Origin of the sequence: Arthrobacter sp. NPDC093125 (assembly GCF_044754225.1) — a bacterium.
Lineage (GTDB): Bacteria > Actinomycetota > Actinomycetes > Actinomycetales > Micrococcaceae > Arthrobacter.
The window spans coordinates 1-26,641 of sequence record NZ_JBIVOQ010000002.1 but is presented as its reverse complement, the minus strand read 5'-3'; the positions used below and the strand labels follow the sequence as shown (position 1 = coordinate 26,641).

The following is a 26,641-nucleotide window of genomic DNA, read 5'->3' as shown; positions in this document are numbered from 1 at the left end:
CCGGAACCTGTCCGTCCGTACGGAACCTGGCCGTTCCGAACGGAGTCAGCCTTTTTGCCCAGAACCTGACGGTGCCTCAGGGCCCCGTGGACCCGGCGTCGTACTCCTCAAGCGGAACCGCGTCGCCCGCCCAGGCCTGGAGCACCGGCTCAACTATCCGCCAGCACTCCTCGGCGGTGTCGCCGCGGACGGACAGCAGGGGATCGCCGGTGAGAACGCCCTCCAGGACTTCCCCGTATGGCAGGAGGTCAGAGGCGCTCAGCTCTGCAACGAGGGAGGCGCGGTCCAGCGTGAAGATGTCGCCGGGACCGTTGACGTCCACATCCAGCTCCAGCGTGTCCGGTCCAAAGCCGATCCTCAGCTGGTTCGGGACGTCCCTGCCCCGGAATCCCTTGGGCAGGTGCGGCACAGGCCGGAAGGTCACCACCGCTTCCTTCCGTTTCTTTCCCAAGGCTTTGCCCGACCTCAGGATGAACGGCACGCCATTCCAGCGCCAGTTATCGATCTCCACGCGGACTTCGGCGAACGTTTCGGTGTTGAGTGCAGCGTCCACGCCTTCTTCATCCGCGTAGTTGGGGACCGGCCTGCCGCCGATGCTGCCGGCCGTGTAGCGCGCACGGCGCGCGGCGGCTTCGTAGGGAGGTTTGATGCTGCTGGCCCGCAGCACCGTGGCCACCGCGTCCCGCAGGTCACGCTCGCCGATCGTGGCCGGGGGATCAATGGCCATCAGCGCCATGATCTGCAGGAGGTGGCTCTGGATCATGTCGCGCAGGGCACCGGCGCTGTCGTAATAGCGGGCACGGCCCTCCAGGGCCAGGTCCTCATCGAAGATGATCTCCACCTTTTCGATGTGCTGCCGGTTCCAGACCGGCTCCAGGAAATTGTTGGCGAAGCGCAGGCCCAGGATGTTCAGGACCGTGGCCTTGCCGAGGAAGTGGTCCACGCGGTGAATGTGGTCTTCCGGGACGAGACCGAGCAGGGTCCGGTTGAGTTCGCGGGCCGATACTTCGCCAGAGCCGAACGGCTTCTCCATGACAAGCCGGGTACCGGCCGGAACCTGGCCTGGCTGCAAAATCTCACAGGCTTTCTGGCTCACCTGCGGAGGCAGGGCGAAATAGACAGCCACCGGGCCTTCGAGTTCTGAGAGCAGGGACGCCAAAGGGCCGTCCGCCGTGACGTCCAGCTGGTGGTAGGCCGAGTACTGTTCCAGCGTTTCAAGGGCTTGCCGGCCGGCAGCGTCTGCCTTCCCCGCGGCGTCGGCGAATGCGGTATGGACGCGCTCCCGCCATTGTTCCTGCGGCCAGGGATCGGAGCCTGCCCCCACGAGCCGGAGGCCCGCCGCCCGTCCCGCGGCTGCCAGGCGGGCAAGCCCTGGGAGCAGGAGCCGGCCCGTCAGGTCACCGGAGGCGCCAAGGATGAGCAGGGTTTTTACAGTTGTTTGGCTCGTCACTGTGCCAGCATGCCATCTTGGAGGCCCGTCTTGGTACCCTAGATAGTCGAGTCCCGTCGTCGACGCAGCTGGTAACAGCAGCCGAGGCGCTGGTGTGCCGCAGGGCCGCCATCCGTACATCCACTGAAAGAAGTGCACGGCGCGTGTTCAATTCACTCTCTGACCGGTTGACAGCAACCTTCAAGAACCTCCGTGGCAAGGGCCGCCTCACGGAGGCTGATGTCGACGCCACAGTCCGCGAAATCCGCCGCGCGCTGCTGGACGCCGACGTTGCTGTGCCCGTGGTCCGCGAGTTCACCGGACAGGTCCGGGAGCGCGCCCTTGGAGCCGAGGTTTCCGCGGCACTGAATCCGGGCCAGCAGATCGTGAAGATCGTCAACGAGGAGCTCGTTGAGATCCTCGGCGGCGAGACGCGCCGGATCCGCCTGGCCAAGACCGGCCCCACCATCATCATGCTCGCCGGCCTGCAGGGCGCGGGTAAGACCACCCTCGCCGGCAAGCTCTCCAAGTGGCTCAAGTCACAGGGCCACAGCCCCATCCTTGTGGCATGTGACCTCCAGCGTCCCAACGCCGTCACCCAGCTGCAGGTCGTCGGCCAGCGCGCCGGCGTGCCCGTCTTCGCCCCGCACCCGGGAGCCACCTCCGAGCTGGAGCACCCCGCGGGTGACCCTGTCGCCGTCGCACGCGCCGGTGTGGAGGAAGCGCGCCAGAAGCTTCACGACGTCGTCATCGTGGACACCGCCGGCCGTCTCGGCGTCGACGCCGACATGATGGAACAGGCACGCCAGATCCGCAAGGCCATCGTCCCCAACGAAGTCCTCTTCGTGATCGACGCGATGATCGGCCAGGACGCCGTCAACACGGCAATGGCCTTCGATGAAGGCGTCAACTTCACCGGCGTCGTGCTGTCAAAGCTCGACGGCGACGCCCGCGGCGGTGCCGCGCTCTCCGTCGCGTCCGTCACCGGCAAGCCCGTCATGTTCGCCTCCACCGGCGAAGGCCTGGACGACTTCGAGCTCTTCCACCCGGACCGCATGGCGTCCCGCATCCTCGACATGGGCGACATCCTCACCCTGATCGAGCAGGCGGAGAAGTCCTGGGACAAGGAGGAAGCCGCCCGGATGGCGAAGAAATTCGCCGACCAGGAGGACTTCACCCTGGATGACTTCCTCGCCCAGATGCAGCAGATCCGCAACATGGGCTCCATGAAGAAGATGCTCATGATGATGCCGGGCGCGCAGAACATCCGCCAGCAGCTGGAGCAGTTCGACGAGCGCGAGATCGACCGGGTCGAAGCAATCGTCCGGTCCATGACGCCGCACGAAAGACTTGCCCCCAAGATCATCAACGGCTCCCGGCGTGCCCGTATCGCCAAGGGCTCGGGCGTTCACGTGTCCGAGGTCAACGGCCTGCTGGAGCGCTTTGCCCAGGCGCAGAAGATGATGAAGAAAATGGCCCAGGGCGGCGGGATGCCCGGAATGCCCGGCATGGGCGGTGGCGGCGGCGGCGCCCGCAAGGGTGCCAAGAACGCGCCCAAGAAGAAGGCCCGGTCAGGCAACCCGGCCAAGGCTGCGCAGGAACTGCGCGAGGCTGAGGCCCGGCGCGCCAACGCTGCGAAGGCGCTGCCGACAGGTGCCTCCTTCGGCCAGCAGAGCGGCGACTTCGATCCGTCGCAGCTGAATCTCCCCAAGGGCTTCGATAAGTTCCTGGGCAAGTAGGCACGTCGCGGTCATGTCGGCCTGCGCCGATGTCGCACCGCTGCCATAAGGTTGGGTCATGTTTAAGCAGCGGGTAGTGTTCGTCCACGGCGCCGGAAGCTTCGGCTCCGCCGCCTGGCCGCGCCAGCACGGCATGGCCCTGCAGTACGACGCCCTGTTCCTGCGGCGCCACGGCTTTGATGCCGAGGCCGAGCCCCTCGAGACCGATTTCGCCGAGGACGCCCGCATTGTGCTCCGGTCCCTGGCCGACGACGGGCGCGGCGCTGCCGGCGGCCACATCGTCGCCCACTCCCAGGGCGCGATCGCAGCGATGATGGCCGCCGTCGAACGGCCCGACCTTGTCTTCTCGCTGGCGCTTGTGGAGCCGGCCTGCCTGTCGCTGACTGCTGAACTGCCGGCCACCGCGGCCCACCGGGCGCTCATGGAGCCGCTGTTCGAGGTCCGCCACCAGCTCGGCGACGACGACTACGAACGGGAATTCGTGCGGAGGGCCTTCGCCGCCGAGGCGACCGGACCCAGCACGCCCGAGGCGAAGCGCGCAGCCAGGAGGCTGCGGCTGCAGGCACCTCCCTGGCAGGCGCCGCTGGAGATCGTTCCCGGCGTGCCAACCCTCGTCCTCACCGGCGGGTGGGAGCCGCTGTACGAGGAGATTGCCGGATATCTTCAGGAGACCGGCGCCCGGCACCGCATCGCGCCGGGAGGGCACCGGCCCCAGGATTCTGCCGAAGGCGACCAGCTGATCCGGTCATTCATCGCAGAGGTCAGCCGCGGTCAGCAGCTCCAGGCCTCCTGACCCCGGCCCTACTTCCTGCACCCGCCGCGCCTCCGGCCTTACTCCGGGCCCCCGTCCGGCCGGCCCCCAACGCCCGCCGGACGAAGGCCCGAAACCATCGCTACTGCCGGGCGTTTTCCGGGAGCTTCAGCTCGGGCAGGTAGACCTTCCCGCCGGCCGCCAGGAACTCCTGGCTTTTCTCCCGCATCCCTTCGGCCATCTCAGCCAGTGCGGCCTGCGCCTCCGCGGACCCGTATTCGTTCCGGATGTCCTGGCTGATGCGCATGGAGCAGAACTTAGGCCCGCACATGGAGCAGAAATGGGCCGTCTTCGCCGGTTCGGCCGGCAGCGTCTCGTCGTGGAAAGCCTCGGCCGTGACCGGGTCAAGGGACAGGGCGAACTGGTCCCGCCAGCGGAACTCAAAGCGCGCCTTGGACAGGGCGTCATCGCGCTCATTCGCCCCCGGGTGGCCCTTGGCGAGGTCTGCGGCGTGGGCGGCGATCTTGTACGTGATCACACCGGTTTTCACGTCGTCCTTGTTCGGCAGGCCGAGGTGTTCCTTCGGTGTCACGTAGCAGAGCATCGCCGTGCCGTAGCGGGCGATCTCCGTGGCGCCGATGGCCGAGGTGATGTGATCGTATCCGGGGGCCACGTCCGTGACGAGCGGGCCGAGGGTGTAGAAGGGGGCGCCCTTGCACAGTTCCTGCTGGCGCTCCACGTTCTCCCGCACCAAGTGGAAGGGAATGTGGCCGGGGCCCTCGACCATGACCTGGACGTCGTATTCCCACGCCCGCTGGGTCAGCTCAGCCAGGGTGTCGAGCTCCGCGAACTGGGCGGCGTCGTTGGCGTCTGCGGTGGCACCGGGCCGCAGGCCGTCGCCCAGCGAAAAGGCGACGTCGTACTTCGCGAAGATCTCGCACAGTTCGTCGAAGTGCGTGTAGAGGAAGTTCTCCCGGTGGTGTGCCAGGCACCATCCCGCCATGATGGACCCGCCGCGGGAAACAATGCCGGTGACGCGGTTGGCGGTCAGGGGCACATAGCGCAGCAGGACGCCGGCGTGGATGGTCATGTAGTCCACACCCTGTTCGCACTGTTCGATCACAGTGTCCCGGAAGATGTCCCAGGTCAGGGCGTTGGCTTCGCCGTTGACCTTTTCCAGTGCCTGGTAGATCGGAACCGTGCCGATCGGGACAGGGGAATTCCGGATCAGCCACTCGCGGGTGGTGTGGATGTCGTCGCCCGTGGAGAGGTCCATGACCGTGTCCGCGCCCCATTGGGTGGCCCACTGCAGCTTGTCCACCTCTTCAGCGATGGAGCTCGTCACCGCCGAGTTGCCGATGTTGGCGTTGATCTTCACCAGGAAGGCCTTGCCGATAATCATCGGCTCGGACTCGGGGTGGTTGATGTTGTTGGGGATGATAGCCCGGCCGGCCGCCAGCTCGCTGCGCACCAGTTCGACGTCGCAGTTCTCGCGCAGCGCCACGAAGCGCATCTCCGGGGTGATAATGCCCTGCCGGGCGTAGTGCATCTGCGTCACCGTCTTACCGCCGACGGCGCGGCGGGGCACCGGCTGTGCTCCCTTCCACTCCGCGGAGGCGGCGCCGCGGCGCACGGCCGACCGGCCGTCGTCGAGCAGGTTCCGTTCCCGGCCGCTGTAGGGCTCGGTGTCGCCGCGGGCTTCAATCCATTCCGAGCGGAACGGGGCGAGGCCCACCACGGGATCGCTGCCCGGGCCTGCCGTCCGGTAGACCCGGAAGGGCTCGTTCCGCTCCCCGCTGGGCGACGGCTCCAGGGCGATTTCCGTTACCGGAACGCGCAGGCCGTCCCCCTCGATGTAGGCCAGGGAGTGTGACTTCAGCGACTGTGTAACGGGGACGGCTTCATCCTTCGCTTCATCTTGGGCAGGGCTATTTTTGGCAGGCTTGTTTTGGGCAGGGATCAGCTGTGTTTTCTGGGTGCTCATTTAAGGCTCACTTCCTTCGCCGGCATTACCCGGACAGGTTCAACGGTCGCAGGCTGCGTCAGCCCGATCTCAGCCCCTGCAGGGGCACCCGTGTGGTCGTAAACGAAGCTACCACATGGGCCGCAGGATTAGGCTGGAGCCGTGTCGCACATCATCGAATTCACCGGGACCGTGCTCACCGGCCCGGACCAGGAACGGACCGGGCTCTGGGCCGTGGACGGCAATCTGACCTTCCACCGGCCGCACCGCAGCCCGGACGTGGTCCTGGACGGGTGGGTGCTGCCTGGTTTCGTGGACGCGCATTGCCACATCGGGCTTGGGCCTGCAGGGGCGGTGGATGACGAGATTGCCTACGCGCAGGTGATGGCCGACCGGGACGCCGGCACGTTGCTGGTGCGCGACGCCGGCGTGGTGAGCGACACCCGGTGGCTGCAGCAAACCCCGGAAGCGCCGCGGATCATCCGGGCCGGGCGGCACATTGCGCGCGCCCGCCGGTACCTGAGGAACTTCGCTGTGGAGGTTGAGCCGGAAGGCCTTGTTGAGGCGGTGCGGAAGCAGGCACGTTCCGGCGACGGCTGGGTCAAACTCGTGGGGGACTGGATTGACCGCGGCATCGGCGACCTTGCACCGTCCTTTCCCGCAGGGACTGTCCGGGACGCTGTCCGCGCCGCTCATGATGAAGGGGCGAGAGTCACGGCGCACTGCTTCGGCGAGGACACCCTGGACGACATGCTGGACGCCGGCATTGACTGCATCGAACACGCCACGGGACTGCTGCCGCGTCACATTCCCCGGTTCGTGGAGCAGGGTGTGCCGATCGTGCCGACGCTGATCAACATCGCCACCTTCCCGGACATCGCCGCGCAGGCGGAGTCAAAGTTTCCGCGCTACGCCGCCCACATGCGGGCGCTGTGGGAACGCCGCAACGAACGGGTGCGGGAGGCGTACGAGGCCGGCGTGCAGATCTTCGCCGGAACGGACGCGGGCAGTGTGATCCGGCACGGCAGGATCGCGGACGAAATCCTGGCACTGCACGGTGCCGGCCTTCCCTCCGCCGCTGCCCTGGATGCCGCCTGCTGGGCGGCGCGCCGGTGGCTGCGGACCGGCGGTGTCGCCGAGGGTGCCAGCGCGGATGTTGTCGTGTGCCGGCATGATCCGCGGGACGTTCCCGGAACCATCAGGGAGTTGCGGGCGGTGGTTCTGCGCGGAAGAGTCGTCCATTAGGAATAAATTGAAGCTTCAAGTAATTTAGAGGTGTAGGGACCATCGAAATCCGGTGGCCAGTGAGTCCGGGAGTATTCACATGACACCAGCAGCCAGCAGCCAGGACCTTCTTCCAGCCGACCTCACCATGGGCACCGTCATGCTCAAGGTCGGGGACATGAAACTCATGGCCGACTACTACCAGCGGGCACTCGGGCTTGACGTTGTGGCCGAGCAGGACGGCGGCGTCTACCTCGGCCGGCTCAACACGCCCCTGGTGCATCTCGCACCCGCGCCGGGGCTGAGCGTCCCGGGACGGGGTGAAGCCGGCCTCTTCCACACTGCGCTTCTCTTTGACAACCAGGCCGCACTCGCAGCCACCATCGCCACCGCGGCGCAGTACGATCCGCAGCTCTTCGCCGGTAGCGCCGACCACCTGGTCAGCGAAGCTTTCTACTTCAGCGACCCTGAAGGCAACGGCATCGAGCTTTACTGGGACCGCCCCCGCGAAGCGTGGTCCTGGGACGGGAAGAATGTGGTCATGGACAGCCTCGCGCTGCCCCCGCAGCAGTACCTGCAGGAGCACCTGACCGAGAGTGCGGTGCAAGGCCAGCGCGGCACAGAGGCCGGAGTGGGCCACGTGCACCTGCAGGTGGGCGACGTCCAGACGGCCCACGACTTCTACGTCGGGACGCTCGGATTCGAAAAGACAGCAGGCTGGCACGGCCAGGCCCTGTTCGTCTCGGCCGGCGGCTACCACCACCACATGGCCATGAACGTCTGGAACAGCCGGGGCGCCGGGCCGCGCCGCGACACCCTCGGACTGGGTGAAGTGCTCATTGAGGTTCCGGCCGGGGACGACGTCGGTGCGCTCGCTGACCGGCTGAGCGTCGCCGGAGTCGCTGCGCACCACACCGGAGCGGAACTTCGGTTCGAGGACCCCTGGCGCAACCGCATCCGCGTCGCCGTCCGCTGAGCGCTTCCCTCCGGCCAGCAGGCTGGCCGCTCCTGGTGGGCGCGTCCCCGGACTGTCGTCATCCGCTCAGTCCGCGGCGCGGCTGTGGGTTAGGCTGAAGTCGATCATTCCGGGCGGCGGTACCGCCGTCCGGGGTACCCGCCGTCGACGGAACGAGGCCGAATTTCCCATGGGTTTCACCGAAATCTTTGTTGCCACCCACAGTGAAGCCCTCAAGCGGGCCGCCGCCCTCGAGTCCGGCGGGGCGGCCCCTTCCGGCGGTGTCCGTATTCCGGGGATCAGCGACTTTGAGTTCGAACAGCTCGGCGACCTGGCGGGAGCGGCCGTGCACGCAGCCGGGGCCGACTACGAACTGGCCATGGTGGACGTTGCCAGTGATTCGCTGCTGGGCGTGCCCCCGGCCATGGTGCGTGCCCTTGCGGAACTGCTCAGCTATGAATCCGAGGGCGAGGGCAACGTGCTGGATGACGTCGCAGAACGGTGGGCGGCCGGGGAGGATATGCCCTTCGCCGCCGACGATGCGCGGAAGTACGTCCAGCAGGTGGCTGAACTCGCCCGCGGCGTCGACGAAAACAGCCGCACCGGCCTCTACGTCTGGTCTTCCTGACAGGCTCTTCCTGACAGGCCGCACGCGTCTTCGCTGTTGTCCTCGGCTTTTGCCCTGCGGTTTTGTCCTCGGAAGGCGCCACGCCCGCCTCAAGTCGAAATCGTGCCGCTGATCTGGCACAATAAACAGGTACTCGATCTGCGTGGCCCCTCTCTCCGCGTCTGGATCTTGTCCTTTCGAACCCCCAAGTATGGCCCGCCCCACGGGTGCAGAAACATGGGTTCAGCCCGTTTCAGAAACAGGAGTGACCACAAAAGTGGCCGTAAAGATTCGCCTTAAGCGCTTCGGTAAGATGCGCGCACCGTACTACCGTATCGTCGTCGCCGACTCCCGCACCAAGCGTGATGGCCGTGCGATCGAAGAGATCGGCAAGTACCACCCCACCGAAGAGCCCTCATACATCGAGGTCAACTCTGAGCGTGCCCAGTACTGGCTGTCCGTCGGCGCCCAGCCGTCCGAGCAGGTTGCTGCGATCCTCAAGATCACCGGCGACTGGCAGAAGTTCAAGGGCCTCCCGGGTCAGGAAGGCACCTTGAAGACCAAGGCCGAGAAGGAAGCTTTCGTTGCCCCGGAAAAGGGTTCCGTGATCATCCCGGAAGCCATCACCAAGAAGGCCAAGGCAGAAGCTCCCGCCGAGGCTGAAGCAGAGACCACCGAGGCTGAGTAAGTTGCTGGCAGAAGCGCTCGAACACCTGGTCCGCGGAATCGTTGACTCCCCGGAAGATGTCAAGGTCAGCCAGAAGAGCAACCGCCGCGGGGATACCCTCGAGGTGCGCGTTCATCAGGAAGACCTTGGACGGGTAATCGGACGCCAGGGCCGGACCGCCCGTGCATTGCGCACGGTTGTGGCGGCGCTGGCAGACGGCGAGCAGGTCAGGGTCGACGTCGTCGACACGGACCGCCGCCGGTAACGCGCCTGCAACACTTGCCTTAAAGTCCGGCCCCTCCACCAGCAACGGTGGAGGGGCCGTACTGCTTTCCCGGCAAGCTCACCTCCTGCCGACCGCCTCGGCCACGTCGCAGAGCGGGACGGCCGCAAACAACAACAGCCAGCTCTTACAAAACGCACTCCCGAACAGAGGAACACATGCAGCTCCAGGTGGCACGAATCGGCAAGCCCCACGGAATCCGCGGCGAGGTGACCGTCCAGGTACTCACCGACGCCCCAGAGGACCGGTTTGTCCCCGGCACGGAATTCGTGGTGGAGCCGGCGTCGGCAGGGCCGCTGACCGTGCAGAGCGCCCGCTGGAACAAGGACATCCTTCTCCTCGGCTTCGACGAGATTGCGACACGGAACGAGGCCGAGACCCTCCGCGGCGCGAAGCTGTTCATCGAGACCGAGGAACTCGACGAGGACGATGACGAAGGCTGGTACGAGCACGAGCTTGTGGGCCTCGACGTGCGCGTCGGTTCAGCGGTCGTTGGCAAGATCTCGGCGCTGAACACGATGCCGGTCCAGGATCTGCTGGTGGTGGAGACTCCGGACGGCAAGGAGATCCTGATCCCGTTCGTGGAGCAGATCGTTCCCGAGGTGAACATTGAGGACGGCTATGTCCTGGTGATTCCGCCGGCCGGACTGTTTGAGCTCAACGAAGAGGGCGGCGGTTCTGAAAGCGACGGCGTCGAAGATGACGGCGAACCTCAGCCGGGAGTCAAAGCCTAGATGAGAATCGACGTCGTCAGTATCTTTCCCGAGTACCTGGCACCGCTGGACCTGTCGCTGATCGGCAAGGCGCGCCAGGACGGGCTGCTGGAGCTCAACGTCCACGACCTCCGGACCTTCACCACCGACCGCCACCGCACCGTGGATGACACCCCGTACGGCGGCGGCGCCGGAATGGTCATGAAGGCGGAGCCATGGGCCCAGGCATTGGCGTCGGTGGCGGAGGCGCGTCCTGCCGGCGCGGGAAAGCCGGTGCTGATCGTACCGTCGCCGGCGGGGGAGCGGTTCAACCAGGCGCTGGCCTACGAACTGGCCGAGGAGGACCAGCTGGTCTTCGCCTGCGGCCGCTACGAAGGGATCGACGAGCGGGTCATCGAATGGGCGGAGGAGCACTTCACGGTGCGTCCGGTCAGCCTTGGCGACTACGTGCTGAACGGCGGCGAAGTGGCCGTGCTGGCGATGGTCGAGGCCATCGGCCGGCTGCTGCCCGGGGTAGTGGGGAATCCGGAGTCCCTCGTGGAGGAATCGCACTCGGACGGGCTGCTCGAGTACCCCGTCTACACCAAGCCCTCCGTGTGGCGGGACCGGGAGGTCCCGGCCGTCCTGCTCAGCGGAAACCACGGAAAGATCGCCCAGTGGCGGCGCCACGAACAGTACCGGCGGACGGCGGAACGCCGCCCCGACCTGCTGGAGGAGTTCGACGCCGGAAAACTGTCCCGCCCGGACCGCGCCGCACTCGCGGACCTGGGTTACGACGTCGTCGACGGGCGCCTCAAGCGGCGGCCGGACGCCTAAGCTGCTCAGCAGCGCACTTCTCAGTGCTGGTGTCGCAAATGGCGCGAACTGGTCAAAAATCAAGCCTTCGTTCCATTTGGCACAAATCGTTGCAAATTAACCAATCCGTTCCATATGGGGCATAATTAACCCTTGTGTCTGCTGGGTCCGCACCTGCCACAGGGGGAGCGCAACCAACAGCGGGACACCCCGGGGCCGCCAAAGGGTGGCGGGACCGGACCTCAACACTTCGGCAGCGATTCCCGGACATTGTCCGGGCTTGGCCGCCGTGACCCAAAGTGAATGACCTGTGGCGTTCACCAGGAGTGGATCAATGCATATCCTCGATTCCGTAGATGCAGCCTCGCTGCGTACCGATGTTCCCGAGTTCCGCGCGGGTGACACCCTCAAGGTGCACGTGAACATCATCGAAGGCAAGAACTCCCGTGTCCAGGTCTTCCAGGGCTTCGTCCTGGGCCGCCAGGGCGACGGCATCCGCGAGACCTTCACGGTCCGCAAGGTTTCCTTCGGTGTTGGCGTGGAGCGTACCTTCCCGGTGCACTCCCCGATCATCGAAAAGATCGAGCTCGTCACCAAGGGTGACGTGCGCCGCGCCAAGCTTTACTACATGCGCGCACTGCGCGGTAAGGCTGCGAAGATCAAGGAAAAGCGCGACTTCAGCACCGCCAAGTAGGTCCCTTCCGGACTTGCACGGCGGGTCCAGAACCCGTATCCGGCCAGCGCCGGAGCCATCCGCAACAGCGCCACAGGATACGGATCATGGACACCACAAAACGCCAGCCAGGGAGACCGGGCTGGCGTTTTGTGTTTCTTGCGTTCGCCCTGGCCGTGCTCCTCAGCGGCATTGTCCGTTCACTGTGGCTGGACGTCTACTACATCCCCTCGGCCTCCATGGAGCCGCTCTTCAGCGCCGGTGACCGTATCCTGGTGTCGCGCACAGACTTCCAATCCGAGCCAATCCGCCGCGGCGATGTCGTGGTGTTCGACGGCCGCGGATCATTTGCCCCGCTCAGCTCCGGCGCGGGTCCGTTGCAGGAGGCACTGGTCTCCGCCGGGCACTGGCTGGGACTGACGGGCAGCGACACCACCTACGTCAAGCGCGTCATCGGCCTGCCGGGGGACAAAGTCGTATGTTGTGACGCCCAGCAGCGGCTCACAGTAAACGGCCAGCCGATCGTGGAACCCTATGTCCATGCCGGCGACGCGCCCAGTAACTACAAGTTCAGTGTCTCCGTGCCGGCCGGCCGGCTCTGGCTGCTGGGGGATCACCGCTCGGTGTCCGCCGACTCCCGGAGCCTCCTTGGCGCACCCGGTGGCGGCATGGTCCGCGTCGACCGGGTGATTGGCAGACCGGTACAGATCATCTGGCCGCTTGATAGATTTGGCTCAGTGGTGCGGCCGACCAAGGCGGCCACTTCAACGACTAAGGACGGACAGTAAATGCCCGAGACAGACCCCGGGACTTCCGAGCCGCAGCAGGCTGCTGCCAGGCCTGGAAGGCGCGCTTTGGGCGAGCCCGTTTCGGCGCCGGCCGTCCCCGACGGCGGCGCACAGCCGGATGACCGGGCTGATCAGGCTGCTCCAGTGGAGGGCCGGGAAGAACCGTTTACGGTCAGCCCTATCGAACCTGCCACGTCCACCGGGCCTGCCACGTCGACCGGCCCTGCCACGTCCGCCGAACCTGCCACGCGCGGTGGCAACGGTGCGCCAGCCGCTGAAGACGGGGCCGCTTCACTGCAAGGGAAGCGTCCCCGCGCCGATGCCCGGCTTGCCGGGGGTGACCGGAAGAAGCAGGCTCCTGCCCGCAACCCCTATTTGGTGTGGCTGAAGGAGATCGCCACGGTGGTGATCATCGCCGTCGTCCTCTCCTTCCTCATCAAAACGTTCCTGTTCCGTGCCTTCTACATTCCTTCGGAGTCCATGGTGAGTACCCTGGACGTCAACGACCGCATCTTCGTCAATCTGCTGGTTCCGGAACCTTTCGCCCTCGAGCGCGGCGACGTGGTGGTGTTCAAGGACACCAAGGGGTGGCTGCCGCCCACACCCCAGAAGGTTGACGGCCCGTTCACCTTCGTTGAAGACGGACTGACGTTTGTGGGCCTGCTTCCTGACAACTCGGAGCAGCACCTCGTCAAGCGCGTCATCGGCCTGCCCGGTGACCACGTGGTGTGCTGCGACGCCGACGGCAAGGTGACCGTCAACGGAGCCCCGCTGGACGAAAAGTACGTCAATCCTGCCGAAGTGCCGATGGTGCGCAACTTCGACGTGGTGGTCCCGGAAGGCAAGGTCTGGGTCATGGGCGACAACCGGAACCACTCTGCGGATTCCCGGGCCCACACGGATTCCAACGGCGGTTTCGTCGACATTGCTGATATTGAGGGCCGTGCAGCAGTCATCGCCTGGCCGCTGAGCCGCTGGTCGGGCCTGGACAATTATCCGGACGTGTTCAAGAGCGTTCCTCCGGCAGGTTAGTGATGTCCGTTGCCCCAACGCTTGACTACGAGAAGCGCTTCCTCCCGCGGGGTGCGCGCTTCCTCGCAGGTGTCGATGAAGTAGGCCGCGGTGCCCTGGCCGGCCCGGTCAGTGTGGGAATCGCCGTTGTGGACCTGCACCGCATGGAACTGCTGGCGGACGTCCGGGACAGCAAGCTGCTGAAAGCAGCAGAGCGTGAGCGCCTGGATCCACTGGTGCGGGCCTGGAGTGTCGCATCAGCAGTGGGGCATGCCACCGCCCGCGAAATTGATGAACTGGGCATCATGGGGGCGCTCCGGACGGCAGGCAACCGGGCATGGTTCCAGATACTGGGCACGGGAATCACTCCGGATGTCGTGCTGCTGGACGGGAGCCACAACTGGCTGTCTCCTGACATGCAGCCCTCATTGTTTGACGAGGTCGTGGTGGATCCGGGCTGCGACGCCCCGGTGCACACGCTGGTCAAGGCGGACATGCAGTGCCTGAGCGTCGCCGCGGCCAGCGTCCTGGCCAAGGTGGAGCGGGACCGCACCATGCAGGAGCTGCATGTCGAGTATCCCGCCTTCGGCTGGGACGTCAACAAGGGGTACGGGACCGCGGCGCACCGGGAGGCAATCCGGACTGCCGGACCCAGCCCTTACCACCGCGTGAGCTGGAACCTGCTGTCCGAATAATCTCTTTGCCCACGTAATCTCTTTGCCCACGGAGCCCGTGCTCCGGCCGCTGCCGCGCGGGTGCTGGCTGCCGGTGACCGGTGCGCTTGCTGTTGGTGCGCGGGGGGGCCGCTCCATGGTGCAAGATGGAACCATGAGTGCCGAGGATCTTGAAAACTACGAAACCGACATGGAGCTCCAGCTCTACCGCGAATACCGCGATGTCGTGGGGCTGTTCAGCTACGTGGTCGAGACCGAGCGCCGCTTCTACCTCGCCAACCACGTGGACCTGCAGGCACGCAGTGCCGACGGCGAGGTCTACTTCGACCTGACCCTGCAGGACGCCTGGGTCTGGGACGTCTACCGCTCCGCCCGCTTCGTCAAGAGCGTCCGCGTCATCACCTTCAAGGACGTCAACGTCGAGGAACTCCCGCGCAACGAGGAGCTTGCATTGCCCAAGGACGTCGACCTCGGCAACTGATCCGGCCTGGGTGGTCCCTGAGGTCTTAGTGGCGGGCCGACTTTCCCTCCACAGCAGCACGTTCAGCCGCTTTTCCCACATAGCCCAACAGCTCCGTATCCCGTTCTGACGCTGCCCCCGCACTCTGGATGCGGAGGTAGATATGAAAGCCAAAGACGTGCTGGGCCGGCGTGGGGAAGAGCTCGCGACGGCGTACCTGGAATCGCTGGGCATGCTGATCGTGGAGCGCAACTGGCGCTGCCCCGATGGGGAAATCGACATTGTTGCCCTCGACGGCGATGCGCTGGTTATTGCCGAGGTGAAAACCCGCCGGTCCCTTGCCTACGGCCACCCCTTCGAGGCGGTGGGCCGCGAGAAGCTGGCCCGGCTGCACCGGCTGGGAGCGGCCTGGTGCGGCCACCGGGGGCTGCGCATCCCGCTGCGCCGCGTGGATGTGATTGCGGTGCTGGACGACGGCGTGTGCGAGCCGACCCTTGAGCATCTCAAGGGGGTGGGGTAATGGCCCTGGGAAGGACCTATTCGGTGGCCTTGGTGGGGCTGAACGGGTACATCGTGGAGGTCGAGGCCGACATTGGCCAAACCTTGCCGGCCTTCATCATCCTCGGCCTTCCGGACGCCTCGCTCAATGAGGCCAAGGAGCGGATCAGGTCTGCCGCACAAAACTCCGGGATTCCGCTGAGCCGGCGGAAAATCACGGCCAACCTCATTCCGGCTTCCCTGCCCAAGAGCGGCTCTGGTTTTGATCTTGCCATCACCGTGGCAGCTTTGCGCGCCGCCGGTGACATCCGGACCACCGGCCGCACCGTCTTCATCGCCGAACTGGGTCTGGACGGCCGGCTGCGCCCGGTCCGCGGTGTCCTCCCTGCCGTCATGGCCGCAGTGCAGGCAGGATATGCAGACGTTGTCGTAGCGCAGGCCAACGCCGCTGAGGCAGCGCTGGTGCCCGGTGCCCGGGTCAAGGGCTACAGAACCCTTGCGCGGCTTGCCTTCGATTGTGGCGCCGACCCCCAGGAACTGGCGATGGACTTCGACCCGAACGACGAACCACCGGGGGAAGAAGTCTCGTTGGTGCCGGGCAGCATTCCCGACATGTGTGATGTGTCAGGCCAGGGCGACGCCCGGCGGGCCCTTGAGGTTGCTGCCGCCGGTGCCCACCATGTGCTCCTCACCGGACCGCCGGGAGCAGGCAAGACGATGCTCGCCGAGCGGCTGCCGGGACTCCTGCCCGATCTGGGCGACACGGAGGCAATGGAGGTAACGGCCATCCACTCCCTGTGCCAGCTACCGTCCTCCGCACTGCAGCTGGTGCGGCGGCCGCCGTTCGAGAATCCGCACCACACCGCAACCTCTGCTGCCATCATCGGCGGCGGCTCGGGCCTGCCCCGGCCCGGGGCTGCATCCCGGGCACACCGAGGCGTTCTTTTCCTTGACGAGGCCCCGGAGTACGAACGCAGGGTTCTTGATGCGCTCCGCCAGCCCCTGGAAAGCGGTGAGCTCGTCATTCACCGTTCTGCCGGCACGGCTGCCTATCCTGCCCGCTTCCAGCTGGTGCTGGCTGCCAATCCGTGTCCCTGTGGCAAGGCGTCAGGCAAAGGCATCGACTGCACCTGCACGCCTACGATGCGCCGGCGGTACCTGGGGCGCCTGTCGGGACCGCTCCTTGACCGGGTGGACATCCAGCTGGAGGTGGAACGTGTCTCACTGGCCAACTTCGGCCAGTCCGGCGGCGAGGAGGACAGTGCCACCGTCGCCAGGCGGGTCCGGGCAGCGCGGGTGCGGCAACTGCAGCGACTTGGGCCCTTGGGGATGGAGACCAACTCTCAGGTTCCGGGGCGCGTCCTGCGCGGGGAGCTGAGGCTGGCGTCCGGGACCACCGGCATTCTGGACCGCTCCCTCGAACGGGGAGTGCTGACGGCGCGCGGGTACGACCGCGTGCTGCGCCTGGCTTGGACTCTCGCGGACCTGGGCTGCCGGGAACGGCCGGACACCAATGACATCGGACAGGCCCTGAGCCTCCGGCAGGCGGCTTCGGCCGCGGCGTGAAAGGAACTGATTTTGTACAACGAGAGAACCGCACGGGCCGCCCTTTCCAGACTGATGGAGCCGCAGGACTCGGCCGGCCTTGCGCTGGTGCAGAAAGTGGGCGCACAGGATGCACTCCGGATCGCCACAGGAGAGATCAGTTTCAGTCCCGCCCTGGAAAAGGAACTGACGGGTGTTCTCGCCGAACACGGCGCAGCGACGTCCTGGGCGGGAGTGGCAGCCGCGCTGAAGCGGTGGGCCCCGAGGATCCCTGATCTGGCGCCTGAACGGGACTTAGTGATGATGCAGCGGATTGGCGGCCGACTGATCGTTCCGGGAGACGATCTGTGGCCGCAGCAACTGGGCGACCTCGGTATTCATGAACCGATCTGCCTATGGTGGCGCGGCGTTGAGCAGGAGCTTCCCCCGGCGCGGAAATCCATTGCACTGGTCGGCTCCCGGGACAGCACGAGTTACGGAGCAGCCGTGACCGGCGACCTTGCCTATTCCCTGGCGCAGCGGGGCTTCACAGTGGTGTCGGGAGGGGCTTACGGCATAGACGCCCACGCGCACAGAGCCGCGCTGGCGGGCGTGTCGGAAGCCCTGCCCACCATCGCTGTGATGGCCGGGGGAGTTGACCGTTTCTACCCGTCCGGGAACGAGGACCTGCTGCGGGCTGTTGTGAACCAGGGAGCCGTCCTGGCCGAAGTGCCCCCTGGGTCGGCACCCACGCGCTACCGTTTCCTCCAGCGGAACAGGCTTATCGCGGCACTGGCATCGGTCACAGTGGTCGTGGAGGCCCGGTGGCGGTCCGGCGCGCTGAACACCGCCCACCACGGAGAGATGCTGGGCAGGGCCGTTGGAGCCGTACCGGGATCAGTTCACAGCGCCAACTCCGCCGGCTGCCACCGGCTCCTCCGCGAGGGCGGCGCCGTCTGCGTGACGGACGCCGCCGAGATTGCAGAGCTGGCAGCGCCAAGTGGTGAATTCCTGACGGAAACGCGCGACGGCGGAAGCGCCGTCCACGACGGCTTGACCCTGGAAGACCTGATTCTGTTGGATGCCTTGCCGCTGCGGTCCACCACTTCCGTGGAGAAACTCTGCACCGTGGCAGGACTAGGGGCCGAATCGGTGAGGGCCGGACTCGGCAGGCTGGGTCTGCTCGGGTTGGCAGAATCCCGCGGCGGCGGATGGAAGCGGTCCAAGAATGCGGATTGAATGGCAGGCAGGGAGCAGCCTCGGGGATGACGGACGGCGCGCCGGAAGCGATCCTTGACCGTCAGAGGATTACTGGGAAAGTGAGAGCGTGGAAAACAAGGAACTGCCGCCTGCGCTGGCGGACGCTGTCACCAGCTTTGGCCGCTACCTGGAGGGCGAGAGGGCACGTTCCGTGCACACTGTTCGGGCATACCTTTCGGATGTGGGCAGCCTGCTTGAACACGCGGCACAAGAGGGTGTCGGCGAACTCAGCGGAATCGAGCTGGGTACAATCAGGCGCTGGCTGGGCAGCCAGAGCGAGGCAGGCGTCTCCCGATCCACCCTGGCCCGCCGCTCTGCCACCGCCCGCAGCTTCATGGCATGGGCGCTGCGCGAGGAACTCATCGAGTCGGATCCCGCCCTGCGCCTGAGGGCACCGAAGAAGGAAGGCTCACTGCCGGGGGTGCTTCAGCAACAGCAGCTTGTCCGGGTGCTCACGGACCTGGGCCTTGCGGCAAAGGACGGGGCGCCCATGGCATTGCGCGACCGGGCCATGGTCGAGCTGCTGTACGCCACCGGGATCCGCGTCGGCGAACTGGCCGGCTTGGACATCGACGACCTCGACCCGGACCGTCGGACGCTGCGGGTCGTCGGCAAGGGCAACAAGGAACGCACGGTTCCCTACGGGCTGCCAGCCGCGCTCGCCGTCGACGATTGGCTGCGCCGGGGGCGCGGAAAACTTGTCACCTCCGGCAGCGGCCCCGCACTGTTTCTGGGTGTGAGGGGAGGCCGCGTGGACCAGCGCCAAGTCCGGAGTGTGGTCAGGGGCCTCTTCGAAGCGTTGGGGGACACCGCCGCCACCGGCCCGCACGCCCTGCGCCACTCTGCCGCAACCCATCTGCTGGACGGCGGTGCTGACCTGCGGGCCGTGCAGGAAATCCTCGGGCACAGCAGCCTGGCAACGACCCAGATCTACACGCACGTTTCCGTGGACCGGCTGCGGCAGAGCTACCAGCAAGCCCATCCGCGGGCTTAAAGCGGCGCGCCTTCACGGCGCGCCGAATCCCACTGGCGTAATTAGGCAGGGTACGGCACAATAAGAGCCAAGTCCGGCAACTTTCAAGCAGTGCTTTAAGCCTTTGGCCATCTTGCAAGCCCGGTAACAGTTTCATAGATTGGCAGGAATAGCAGGCACCACGCGGCGCCCGGAGCACCAGAGATCCATCCATGCAGGTCGTTGGGGAAGACGTACCTACAGCTATGGAGGATGGAATGTCTGTTGCAATGACCCGCGGTGTGCTGTTTATTCATTCGGCGCCTACTGCGCTGTGCCCCCACGTGGAGTGGGCCATCGGATCTGTCGTGGACAAGCGGACAGATCTTGAGTGGACCCCTCAACCGGCCGCGCCCGGAATGTTCCGTTCGGAACTGTCCTGGACCGGCCCTCAGGGCACAGGTGCGCAGCTGGCGTCTGCCCTCCGGGGCTGGGCGCATCTGCGCTTTGAGGTGACCGAGGAACCCAGCCAGGGTGTGGACGGCGGCCGCTGGTCGCACACGCCCGAACTGGGAATTTTCCATGCCGTGACGGATGTCCACGGCAATATCATGGTGTCCGAGGACCGCATCCGGTACGCCTACGAGTCCGGCGCCGGCGATCCCTCCGCCGTCTACCACGAGCTGTCGCTTGCCCTCGGTGAGGCATGGGATGAGGAACTGGAGCCGTTCCGCCATGCAGCAGAGGGCGCCCCCGTCCGCTGGCTGCACCAGGTGGGCTAAAAACGCCAAGCGGGCTAAGTTGCCCATCCCCCATAGCAACGCAAGAAGCCCCCGCCATCCGGCGGGGGCTTCCTGGCACTTCAGCCAATAGCTGGCTCAGTCAGTGATCACACGCTTCGTACGGCAATGACGGCGTTGTGGCCGCCAAAGCCGAACGAGTTGCTCAGTGCCACAATGTCTCCGGCGGGCAGGACGCGCTCGGAGGTGACGACGTCGAGCGGGATCTCCGGATCCTGGTTTTCCAGGTTGATGGTCAGAGGCGCCTTGCGCTCGTAGACGGCCAGCACGGTGAGCACGGCTTCAACCGCACCGGACGCGCCCAGCAGGTGGCCCATCTGCGACTTGGTGGCGGAGACCGCCACCGTATCGACCTGAGCACCCAGCGCGGCCTTCAGCGCCGTGTACTCCGGCTTATCACCCACGGGAGTGGACGTGGCGTGGGCATTGACGTGGACAACGTCCTCGGCCTGAATGCGGCCGTCGAACATCGCGGCTTTGAGGGCACGGGTGGCGCCGAGTCCCTGCGGATCCGGAGCGGTGATGTGGTACGAGTCGGACGTCACGGAGGTGCCGGCGAGTTCGCCGTAGATCCGGGCGCCGCGTGCCAGTGCGTGTTCCTCCGCTTCGAGGACGAGGGCGCCGGCGCCTTCACCCATGACGAAGCCGTCGCGGTCCATGTCATAGGGCCGGGATGCACGTTCGGGCTCGTCGTTGCGGCGGGAGAGGGCCTGCATGGACGCGAAGGCGGCCAGCGGCATCGGGTGGATGGCAGCTTCCGCGCCGCCGCACATGACGATGTCGGCCTTGCCCGAGCGGATCAGGTCCAGGCCCAGGTGCAGGGCTTCGGTGCCGGAGGCGCAGGCGGAGACGGGGGTGTGGGCACCGGCCCGGGCACCAAGGTCAAGGCTGACTGCAGCGGCCACGCCATTGGGCATGAGCATGGGGACCGTCATCGGCAGGACCCGGCGGGGGCCCTTCTCCTTCAGCGTGTCCCAGGCGTCGAGCAGGGTCCAGACGCCGCCGATGCCGGTGGCGAAGGCCACCGCAAGGCGGTCATGGTCGAATTCGGTGATGCCCGCGTCTGCCCACGCTTCGCGGGCGGCGATAACACCGAACTGCGTGGAGGGGTCCATGCGCTTGGCTTCAACGCGGCTCAAAACCTCGAGGGCCGGCGTCGAGCAACGTGCTGCGAAGTGCACCGGGAGTTCGTACTTGCCAACCCAGTCATCCTCCAGCGTCCGTGCGCCGGAAACCCCCTTCAGCGCGTTATTCCACATTGTGGGTACGTCGCCGCCGATGGGCGTGGTGGCACCCAGACCGGTAATGACTACTTTGCGTGTCATGGGATCACTCTCTGTCGGTGCACCTGCCTGTCCCGTGCTGCGGCCGGAGGGCCTGCATCGGTGGCGTGCGAGGGGTCTGCTAAAAGTCTGTGGCGAGAAAAAGTCTCTGGTGATGCATCGGCTGGCCGGCCCGGGCAGCGAACTGCGGGCCGGCCAGCCGGTTTTCAGCCGCTATACGGCCGGTCCTGCTTAGGCCTGGGCGCTGGAGATGAAGTCCACGGCGTCGCCAACGGTCTTGAGGTTCTTGACCTCTTCGTCGGGGATGCGCACGCCGAACTTCTCTTCAGCGTTGACCACGATGGTCATCATGGAGATGGAGTCGATGTCCAGGTCCTCGGTGAAGGACTTGTCCAGCTCGACAGCCTCGGGGGCCAGGCCCGTCTCTTCGTTGACGATTTCAGCCAGTCCGGCCAGGATCTCTTCGTTGCTAGCCATTGGTGGCTCCTTTTCTTGTATTGCCGGCAGGGGCTGCCGGAAACGGGGCAAACCGCGGTTGCGGTTTGATGTGGTGATTTCCTACGGAAGGACTACAACCTGTGCGCCGAAAACCAGACCGGCGCCGAAGCCGATCTGAAGCGCCAGGCCGCCGCTGAGCTGCGGGTGCTCCTGCAGCAGCCGGTGCGTGGCCAGCGGGATGGACGCAGCCGAGGTGTTGCCGGCGTCTGCGATGTCCCGCGCCACTGTAACGGTTTCGGGCAGCTTTAGCTTTTTGACCATCTCGTCGATGATGCGCATGTTGGCCTGGTGCGGGATGAAAGCCACAAGGTCCTCGGCCTGGATGCCGGCGGCGTCCAGCGCCTGCTGGGCAACCTTCGCCATTTCCCAGACGGCCCAGCGGAAGACGGTCTGGCCGTCCTGGCGCAGGGTAGGCCAGAGGGCGCCGTCCGCGAGGGCGGTTTCTTCCGAAGTAAGCGCACCTCCCTGTGAGGATCCGGCATGGGCCAGCGCACCTGAACGCGCAGCAGAGAAGTCGCGCACATCAACCAGGGAGTGGGTCATGCCAATCGCATCCCACTTGCTGCCATCGGAACCCCAGACGGAGGGGCCGATGCCCGGTGTCTCAGACGGGCCGATGATGACCGCGCCGGCACCGTCGCCGAGGAGGAAGGAGATGGTGCGTTCCGTGTTGTCGATGACGTCGGAAAGCTTCTCGGCGCCGACCACCAGCACGTACTGGGCAGCACCGGAGCGGACCAGCGCATCGCCCTGGGCGATGCCGTAGCAGTACCCGGCGCATGCGGCAGAGATGTCGAACGCCGGGGCCGGCGTAGCGCCGAGCCGGTCGGCTAGGCTGGCTGCCGCCGACGGTGTGGCATAGGGGTGGGTCACCGTGGAGACGATGACGGCTCCCAGCTGCGACGCCTCGATGCCGGCTTTGGCCAGGGCCTCGCGGGAGGCGCCCTCTGCCATGTCGATGACGCTGACGTCGGCCGGGGCCCGGTGGCGGGTAATGATGCCGGTACGCTGCCGGATCCACTCATCGGAGGAATCGATCCACTGGCAGACGTCTCCGTTGGTCACCACGACGTCCGGCCGGTAGGCGCCGAGGCCCAGAATGCGGGTGTGCTCGTTGACGGGCGCCTGCTTCAGTGTGGGAGTGCTCATGCCTGTCCCTCCAGTTCTGCGAAAAGTGCAAGGGCTGCGGACAGGTCATCGGGGGTCTTGACGGCCACGGTCTTGACGCCGGGCATGCCGCGCTTCGCCAGGCCCGCCAGGGTGCCGGCCGGGGCCAGTTCGATGACGCCGGTGACGCCGCGCTGAACGAGGGTTTCCATGCAGAGGTCCCACCGGACGGGGCGGGAAACCTGGGCGATCAGGCTGTTCACTGCTGCTGCTCCGTCCGTGACTTCCTTGCCGTCGAAGTTGGACAGCAGGGGAACGGCGGGGGCCTGCGGCTGAAGCTCGGGGCGGAGGGCCTCCAGAGCGCTTACGGCCGGCGCCATGTGCGAGGTGTGGAACGCTCCGGCAACCTTCAGCGGAATGACGCGGGCCTTAGCCGGCGGGTTCTCCGCGAGGGCCTTGAGCTGTTCGAAGGTCCCGGCGGCGACGGTCTGGCCTGCACCGTTGACGTTCGCGGGGGTGGCGCCTGCCGCCTCAATGGCTGACAGTACTTCGGCGGGATCGCCGCCCACGACGGCGCTCATGCCGGTGGGGGTCACAGCAGCGGCCGCGGCCATACTGTTGGCGCGTTCCCGCACGAAGGTCATCGCTTCTTTCTCGGTCAGCACGCCGGCCAGCGCCGAGGCCGTGATCTCACCCACGGAGTGTCCGGCGAGGATGACCGGCAGCGTGTTGAGCTCGACGTCGAACAGTGACTTTGCGGCCACCAGGCCGGCTGCGACGATCAGGGGCTGCGCGACGGCAGTGTCCTTGATGGTCTCCTCATCCGAGGTGGTCCCGTGGGCAGTGAGGTCAATGCCTGCGATTTCGCTCAGGGAGGCCAGATGGCCCGCTACGGAGGGCAGTTCCAGCCAAGGGGCCAGAAAACCGGGGGTCTGTGAGCCCTGTCCAGGGCAGACGATTGCAAGCACGTATCCAGCTTTCCAAATTGCCGCGTGAACCAAGGGTGTTTGCGTACACCAAGCTCACTGGGTCAGTTTGTAGGAAGTCTACAACGGTTCAGTTCTGGTTCCGCGCAGGCTGGCGCTCCACGGGGGCCTTTGGCGGGGTCGAGAGCCGCCCCACCACCAGGGCTGCCTGCAGCACAAAGGCCTCCCTCGGGAGCAGGGGATCCCACCCTGTCACGTCACAAACCCGCTTGAGCCGGTAACGCACGGTGTTGGCGTGGACAAAGAGTTCACGCGCGGTTGCCTCGAGCGAATGCCCGAGTTCCAGGTAGGTGCCCAGGGTCTCCACGAGCCCGTTGGAGGCGGCAAGGAGGGGCCGGTAGATGTTCTTGACGAGCGACCTGCGCGCTGCGTCATCCCCGGAGATCACCCGTTCGGGCAGCAAATCATCCGCAGCCACTGGGCGCGGCGCCGAGGGCCATGCGCGCGCGGCGGTGAGGCCGGCGAAAGCGGACTGTGCGGATCCGCTGGCTTCCAGCAGCGAACTCGCCTCGGCGCCGTACACCACAGGGCCGGGCGCAAACATCTCACTAAGCTTCATGTAGGCCGTTTCGCGGTCATGGACACCGCCGAGGATCAGGATGAGGCGGTCCCCCTGGATTCCCACGAGGGCGTCCTCTGCATACCGGCCGGCCATGCGCCGCAACTCGCTCACGTAGCTGGCACTGGGTTCCGACGGCGAATTTCCCACCATCACCGTGAACCGCTCCTGCGCTTTCCAGCCGAGGGCAGCGATCCTGGACCGCAGTGCGTCGGTGTTTTCACCGCGCAGGATGGCGTCCACGATCAGGGCTTCGAGGCGTGTGTCCCATGAACCCCGTGACTCGGCGGCGCGGGCGTAGACGTCAGCGGCCGCAAAGGCCACTTCACGTGAGTACCTGAGCACGGCCTCGCGCAGCGACGGCTGGTCTGCTTCGGGGGCGATCACCGGGACCTGGTCCTCCACCACCTCCACCACGATCCGGATGAGCTGGAGTGCTTTCTGGAGGCTGATCGAGCGGGTGAGCTCCGTCGGGGCGGTGCCAAAAACGTCCGTGAGAATCCAGGACGGGGAGCTGGGACGCTCATACCACGTAACAAAGGCGGCGATGCCGTTTTGGGCCACCAGTCCCAGCGCCGAACGTTCGTCGGAACTGAGCCTGCTGTACCACGGCAGTGACTTTTCCAGCTCGCGCATGGTGGTAGTGGACAACTGGCCAACGCTTGCCCTGAGCTTCTTCAGGGTCTCCGTCTTTTCCGGTGTCAGACGGGACGCCGGAGGGCGCTTTGCGGGGGCGGGCGTTGGCTGGGGCATGCATCGAGCATACGGGGCGCGCCCTGCAAGCTCCATTTTGTGCGAAGGCTACAACTCCGGTTGTGCTGAATCACACCAGGCCCGCGGCAGGAGAACGACGACGGCGGCCCCCACCTTCCGGTGAGGGCCGCCGTTGCTGGGTGAGCGAACCAAGCCTGCCGACAAGCAGCGTTGTTACGCTTCGCCGCCAGCGTTGCCGGTGGTCCCGGCGTTGACGTTGTGCAGACGGTACTTCTCGATAGCCTGGGCCGGAGCCTGGACATCAACCTCACCGCGACGCGCGAGCAGCTGCAGGGTTTTCGCGACGATGGAGTGGGTGTCGTTTTTGAAGAACCGGCGGGCTGCTGCGCGGGTGTCGGAGAAGCCGAAGCCGTCGGCGCCGAGGGAGGCGAACTCGTTCGGGACGAACTGGCGGATCTGGTCCGGGACGGCCTTCATGTAGTCCGAGACGGCGATGACCGGTCCGGTGGCTCCGGCGAGCTGCTGGGCCACGAACGGCACCCGTGCCTGTTCGCCGGGGTTCAGGAACGCTTCTTCCTCGGCGGCCAGGCCGTCGCGGCGCAGTTCGTTCCAAGAGGTCACGGACCAGACGTCCGCGGACACGCCCCAGTCCTCGGCCAGGATCCGCTGGGCATCGAGTGCCCACGGCACCGAAACGCCGGAGGCCAGCAGCTGCGCGCGCGGGCCGTCGGTCTTGGCCGGTGCGAGCAGGTAGATGCCCTTCAGCACACCTTCGACGTCCAGCTCATCAGGCTCGGCGGGCTGAACGATCGGCTCGTTGTAGACGGTGATGTAGTACATCAGGTTCCGGTCTGCGTCTTTGCCGTCGGCTCCGGAGGGGCCGTACATGCGTTCGATGCCGTCGCGGACGATGTGGCCCATTTCGTAGCCGTAGGCGGGGTCGTAGGTGACCACGGCGGGGTTGGTGGAGGCCAGGATCGGGGAGTGCCCGTCGGCGTGCTGGAGGCCTTCGCCGGTGAGGGTGGTCCGTCCTGCGGTGGCGCCGATAATGAAGCCGCGGGTCATTTGGTCCGCTGCTGCCCAGAAGGCGTCGCCGGTGCGCTGGAAACCGAACATGGAGTAGAACACGTAGACCGGGATCAGCGGTACGCCGTGGGTGGCGTAGGCGGTGCCGGCGGCGGTGAACGCTGCGACGGCGCCGGCTTCGTTGATGCCGGGGTGGATCAGCTGGCCCTGGGCGGATTCCTTGTAGGCCAGGACCAGGTCCCGGTCCACGGACAGGTAGTTCTGGCCCTTGGGGTTGTAGATCTTCGCCGTCGGGAAGAACGCATCCATGCCGAAGGTACGGGCCTCGTCCGGAATGATCGGGGCGATGTGCTTGCCGAATTCCTTGTCCCGCATCAGGTCCTTGAGCAGCCGCACGAACGCCATGGTGGTGGCGGCCTGCTGCTTGCCCGAACCGCGCTTGGCGACCTCGAAGGACTTCGCGTCCGGCATGGTCATGTCCGCGTGCTTGGACCGGCGCTCCGGAACAGCACCGCCTAGCGCCGCGCGGCGTTCGAGCAGGTACTTGATTTCCGGCGCGTCGGTGCCGGGGTGGAAGTAGGGCGGCCGGTACGGGTCCTGCTCCAGCTGCTCGTCCGTGACCGGGATCCGCAGGTGGTCGCGGAACTTCTTCAGGTCATCCAGGGTGAGTTTCTTCATCTGGTGGGTCGCGTTGCGGCCCTC

Annotated in this window: 27 protein-coding genes and 1 riboswitch; of the genes, 19 read left to right on the top strand and 8 right to left on the bottom strand. The window is 66.1% G+C overall.

Going from position 1 to position 26,641, the window contains the following annotated elements; translation table 11 throughout:
- Positions 1-76: 76 nt before the first annotated feature.
- Positions 77-1,450: a glucose-6-phosphate dehydrogenase gene (locus ACIP9X_RS04615; RefSeq protein ID WP_400478565.1), complete on the bottom strand. Its 1,374-nt coding sequence runs from the start codon at positions 1,448-1,450 to the stop codon at positions 77-79.
- Between the two features lie 143 nt (positions 1,451-1,593).
- On the opposite strand from ACIP9X_RS04615, the gene ffh reads away from it, so the two are divergent.
- Together ffh and ACIP9X_RS04605 are read left to right on the top strand one after the other, a co-directional pair.
- Positions 1,594-3,168: a signal recognition particle protein gene (gene ffh / locus ACIP9X_RS04610; RefSeq protein ID WP_400478564.1), complete on the top strand. Its 1,575-nt coding sequence runs from the start codon at positions 1,594-1,596 to the stop codon at positions 3,166-3,168.
- Between the two features lie 58 nt (positions 3,169-3,226).
- Positions 3,227-3,961, top strand: a complete 735-nt coding sequence (locus ACIP9X_RS04605; RefSeq protein ID WP_400478563.1) for an alpha/beta fold hydrolase — start codon at positions 3,227-3,229, stop codon at positions 3,959-3,961.
- A gap of 100 nt (positions 3,962-4,061) precedes the next feature.
- Here the strand turns inward: ACIP9X_RS04605 and thiC are convergent, their stop codons facing one another.
- Positions 4,062-5,903, bottom strand: coding sequence for a phosphomethylpyrimidine synthase ThiC (gene thiC / locus ACIP9X_RS04600; protein ID WP_400478562.1), 1,842 nt, complete (start codon positions 5,901-5,903; stop codon positions 4,062-4,064).
- A riboswitch (TPP riboswitch) is annotated at positions 5,898-6,005 on the bottom strand. (Overlaps the previous gene by 6 nt.)
- Positions 6,006-6,044: 39 nt before the next feature.
- Here thiC and ACIP9X_RS04595 point away from each other — a divergent pair.
- The 17 genes from ACIP9X_RS04595 (at position 6,045) to ACIP9X_RS04515 (ending at position 19,748) form a co-directional block, all read left to right on the top strand.
- On the top strand, positions 6,045-7,127 hold the full coding sequence (locus tag ACIP9X_RS04595) for an amidohydrolase family protein (RefSeq protein WP_400478561.1): 1,083 nt from the start codon (positions 6,045-6,047) through the stop codon (positions 7,125-7,127).
- A 79-nt stretch (positions 7,128-7,206) separates the two neighbouring features.
- Complete coding sequence (locus tag ACIP9X_RS04590) at positions 7,207-8,082, top strand: VOC family protein (protein WP_400478560.1); 876 nt, start codon at positions 7,207-7,209, stop codon at positions 8,080-8,082.
- Positions 8,083-8,251: 169 nt separating this feature from the next.
- Entirely contained in the window at positions 8,252-8,689 is a 438-nt protein-coding gene (locus ACIP9X_RS04585; RefSeq protein WP_400478559.1) for a hypothetical protein, read from the top strand.
- A 256-nt stretch (positions 8,690-8,945) separates the two neighbouring features.
- The gene (rpsP, locus tag ACIP9X_RS04580) at positions 8,946-9,356 is read left to right on the top strand and encodes a 30S ribosomal protein S16 (RefSeq protein ID WP_400478558.1); all 411 of its coding nucleotides are present in this window, start codon (positions 8,946-8,948) and stop codon (positions 9,354-9,356) included.
- Position 9,357: 1 nt separating this feature from the next.
- Complete coding sequence (locus ACIP9X_RS04575; RefSeq protein ID WP_400478557.1) at positions 9,358-9,600, top strand: RNA-binding protein; 243 nt, start codon at positions 9,358-9,360, stop codon at positions 9,598-9,600.
- A 176-nt stretch (positions 9,601-9,776) separates the two neighbouring features.
- A complete protein-coding gene (gene rimM / locus ACIP9X_RS04570) occupies positions 9,777-10,352 on the top strand; it encodes a ribosome maturation factor RimM (RefSeq protein WP_400478556.1) in 576 nt (191 codons plus the stop codon).
- Entirely contained in the window at positions 10,353-11,147 is a 795-nt protein-coding gene (trmD, locus tag ACIP9X_RS04565) for a tRNA (guanosine(37)-N1)-methyltransferase TrmD (RefSeq protein ID WP_400478555.1), read from the top strand.
- A 313-nt stretch (positions 11,148-11,460) separates the two neighbouring features.
- Positions 11,461-11,820: a 50S ribosomal protein L19 gene (gene rplS, locus ACIP9X_RS04560; RefSeq protein WP_003806064.1), complete on the top strand. Its 360-nt coding sequence runs from the start codon at positions 11,461-11,463 to the stop codon at positions 11,818-11,820.
- A gap of 86 nt (positions 11,821-11,906) precedes the next feature.
- A complete protein-coding gene (gene lepB, locus ACIP9X_RS04555) occupies positions 11,907-12,587 on the top strand; it encodes a signal peptidase I (RefSeq protein WP_400478554.1) in 681 nt (226 codons plus the stop codon).
- Between the two features lie 180 nt (positions 12,588-12,767).
- Complete coding sequence (lepB, locus tag ACIP9X_RS04550) at positions 12,768-13,619, top strand: signal peptidase I (protein ID WP_400479037.1); 852 nt, start codon at positions 12,768-12,770, stop codon at positions 13,617-13,619.
- A 2-nt stretch (positions 13,620-13,621) separates the two neighbouring features.
- The gene (locus ACIP9X_RS04545; protein ID WP_400478553.1) at positions 13,622-14,293 is read left to right on the top strand and encodes a ribonuclease HII; all 672 of its coding nucleotides are present in this window, start codon (positions 13,622-13,624) and stop codon (positions 14,291-14,293) included.
- A 133-nt stretch (positions 14,294-14,426) separates the two neighbouring features.
- Complete coding sequence (locus ACIP9X_RS04540; RefSeq protein ID WP_003806068.1) at positions 14,427-14,753, top strand: DUF2469 domain-containing protein; 327 nt, start codon at positions 14,427-14,429, stop codon at positions 14,751-14,753.
- A gap of 142 nt (positions 14,754-14,895) precedes the next feature.
- On the top strand, positions 14,896-15,252 hold the full coding sequence (locus ACIP9X_RS04535; protein WP_400478552.1) for a YraN family protein: 357 nt from the start codon (positions 14,896-14,898) through the stop codon (positions 15,250-15,252).
- On the top strand, positions 15,252-16,796 hold the full coding sequence (locus ACIP9X_RS04530) for a YifB family Mg chelatase-like AAA ATPase (protein WP_400478551.1): 1,545 nt from the start codon (positions 15,252-15,254) through the stop codon (positions 16,794-16,796). Before ACIP9X_RS04535 ends, ACIP9X_RS04530 begins: the two co-directional genes overlap by 1 nt.
- A gap of 54 nt (positions 16,797-16,850) precedes the next feature.
- Entirely contained in the window at positions 16,851-17,993 is a 1,143-nt protein-coding gene (gene dprA / locus ACIP9X_RS04525; protein ID WP_400479036.1) for a DNA-processing protein DprA, read from the top strand.
- 88 nt (positions 17,994-18,081) lie between these two features.
- The gene (locus ACIP9X_RS04520; protein ID WP_400478550.1) at positions 18,082-19,008 is read left to right on the top strand and encodes a tyrosine recombinase XerC; all 927 of its coding nucleotides are present in this window, start codon (positions 18,082-18,084) and stop codon (positions 19,006-19,008) included.
- Between the two features lie 236 nt (positions 19,009-19,244).
- Positions 19,245-19,748 carry a DUF3145 domain-containing protein gene (locus ACIP9X_RS04515; RefSeq protein ID WP_400478549.1) on the top strand — a complete coding sequence of 168 codons (504 nt, stop codon included), beginning with the start codon at positions 19,245-19,247 and terminating at the stop codon, positions 19,746-19,748.
- A 107-nt stretch (positions 19,749-19,855) separates the two neighbouring features.
- On the opposite strand, the gene ACIP9X_RS04510 is transcribed toward ACIP9X_RS04515, so the two are convergent.
- From ACIP9X_RS04510 to ACIP9X_RS04485, 6 genes are all read right to left on the bottom strand, one after another.
- Positions 19,856-21,091 (bottom strand): beta-ketoacyl-[acyl-carrier-protein] synthase family protein, encoded by a 1,236-nt coding sequence (locus ACIP9X_RS04510; RefSeq protein ID WP_400478548.1) that lies wholly within the window; start codon positions 21,089-21,091, stop codon positions 19,856-19,858.
- Positions 21,092-21,280: 189 nt separating this feature from the next.
- Positions 21,281-21,526, bottom strand: a complete 246-nt coding sequence (locus tag ACIP9X_RS04505) for an acyl carrier protein (RefSeq protein ID WP_076802402.1) — start codon at positions 21,524-21,526, stop codon at positions 21,281-21,283.
- A gap of 81 nt (positions 21,527-21,607) precedes the next feature.
- Complete coding sequence (locus tag ACIP9X_RS04500; RefSeq protein ID WP_400478547.1) at positions 21,608-22,696, bottom strand: beta-ketoacyl-ACP synthase III; 1,089 nt, start codon at positions 22,694-22,696, stop codon at positions 21,608-21,610.
- Positions 22,693-23,622 carry an ACP S-malonyltransferase gene (locus ACIP9X_RS04495; RefSeq protein WP_400478546.1) on the bottom strand — a complete coding sequence of 310 codons (930 nt, stop codon included), beginning with the start codon at positions 23,620-23,622 and terminating at the stop codon, positions 22,693-22,695. Before ACIP9X_RS04495 ends, ACIP9X_RS04500 begins: the two co-directional genes overlap by 4 nt.
- Before the next feature lie 88 nt (positions 23,623-23,710).
- Complete coding sequence (locus ACIP9X_RS04490; protein WP_400478545.1) at positions 23,711-24,952, bottom strand: PucR family transcriptional regulator; 1,242 nt, start codon at positions 24,950-24,952, stop codon at positions 23,711-23,713.
- Positions 24,953-25,126: 174 nt separating this feature from the next.
- The coding region (locus ACIP9X_RS04485; RefSeq protein WP_400478544.1) for a transketolase-like TK C-terminal-containing protein at positions 25,127-26,641 on the bottom strand (1,515 nt) is incomplete at its 5' end.

What these genes read in the sequence shown, in the direction of transcription:
- ACIP9X_RS04605 (WP_400478563.1), top strand. Translation starts at nt 3,227, where the DNA reads ATGTTTAAGCAGCGGGTAGTGTTCGTCCACGGCGCCGGAAGCTTCGGC.
- thiC (WP_400478562.1), bottom strand. Translation starts at nt 5,903, where the DNA reads ATGAGCACCCAGAAAACACAGCTGATCCCTGCCCAAAACAAGCCTGCC.
- ACIP9X_RS04590 (WP_400478560.1), top strand. Translation starts at nt 7,207, where the DNA reads ATGACACCAGCAGCCAGCAGCCAGGACCTTCTTCCAGCCGACCTCACC.
- ACIP9X_RS04585 (WP_400478559.1), top strand. Translation starts at nt 8,252, where the DNA reads ATGGGTTTCACCGAAATCTTTGTTGCCACCCACAGTGAAGCCCTCAAG.
- rimM (WP_400478556.1), top strand. Translation starts at nt 9,777, where the DNA reads ATGCAGCTCCAGGTGGCACGAATCGGCAAGCCCCACGGAATCCGCGGC.
- trmD (WP_400478555.1), top strand. Translation starts at nt 10,353, where the DNA reads ATGAGAATCGACGTCGTCAGTATCTTTCCCGAGTACCTGGCACCGCTG.
- rplS (WP_003806064.1), top strand. Translation starts at nt 11,461, where the DNA reads ATGCATATCCTCGATTCCGTAGATGCAGCCTCGCTGCGTACCGATGTT.
- lepB (WP_400478554.1), top strand. Translation starts at nt 11,907, where the DNA reads ATGGACACCACAAAACGCCAGCCAGGGAGACCGGGCTGGCGTTTTGTG.
- ACIP9X_RS04545 (WP_400478553.1), top strand. Translation starts at nt 13,622, where the DNA reads ATGTCCGTTGCCCCAACGCTTGACTACGAGAAGCGCTTCCTCCCGCGG.
- ACIP9X_RS04540 (WP_003806068.1), top strand. Translation starts at nt 14,427, where the DNA reads ATGAGTGCCGAGGATCTTGAAAACTACGAAACCGACATGGAGCTCCAG.
- ACIP9X_RS04535 (WP_400478552.1), top strand. Translation starts at nt 14,896, where the DNA reads ATGAAAGCCAAAGACGTGCTGGGCCGGCGTGGGGAAGAGCTCGCGACG.
- ACIP9X_RS04530 (WP_400478551.1), top strand. Translation starts at nt 15,252, where the DNA reads ATGGCCCTGGGAAGGACCTATTCGGTGGCCTTGGTGGGGCTGAACGGG.
- dprA (WP_400479036.1), top strand. Translation starts at nt 16,851, where the DNA reads ATGGAGCCGCAGGACTCGGCCGGCCTTGCGCTGGTGCAGAAAGTGGGC.
- ACIP9X_RS04515 (WP_400478549.1), top strand. Translation starts at nt 19,245, where the DNA reads ATGTCTGTTGCAATGACCCGCGGTGTGCTGTTTATTCATTCGGCGCCT.
- ACIP9X_RS04510 (WP_400478548.1), bottom strand. Translation starts at nt 21,091, where the DNA reads ATGACACGCAAAGTAGTCATTACCGGTCTGGGTGCCACCACGCCCATC.
- ACIP9X_RS04505 (WP_076802402.1), bottom strand. Translation starts at nt 21,526, where the DNA reads ATGGCTAGCAACGAAGAGATCCTGGCCGGACTGGCTGAAATCGTCAAC.
- ACIP9X_RS04500 (WP_400478547.1), bottom strand. Translation starts at nt 22,696, where the DNA reads ATGAGCACTCCCACACTGAAGCAGGCGCCCGTCAACGAGCACACCCGC.
- ACIP9X_RS04490 (WP_400478545.1), bottom strand. Translation starts at nt 24,952, where the DNA reads ATGCCCCAGCCAACGCCCGCCCCCGCAAAGCGCCCTCCGGCGTCCCGT.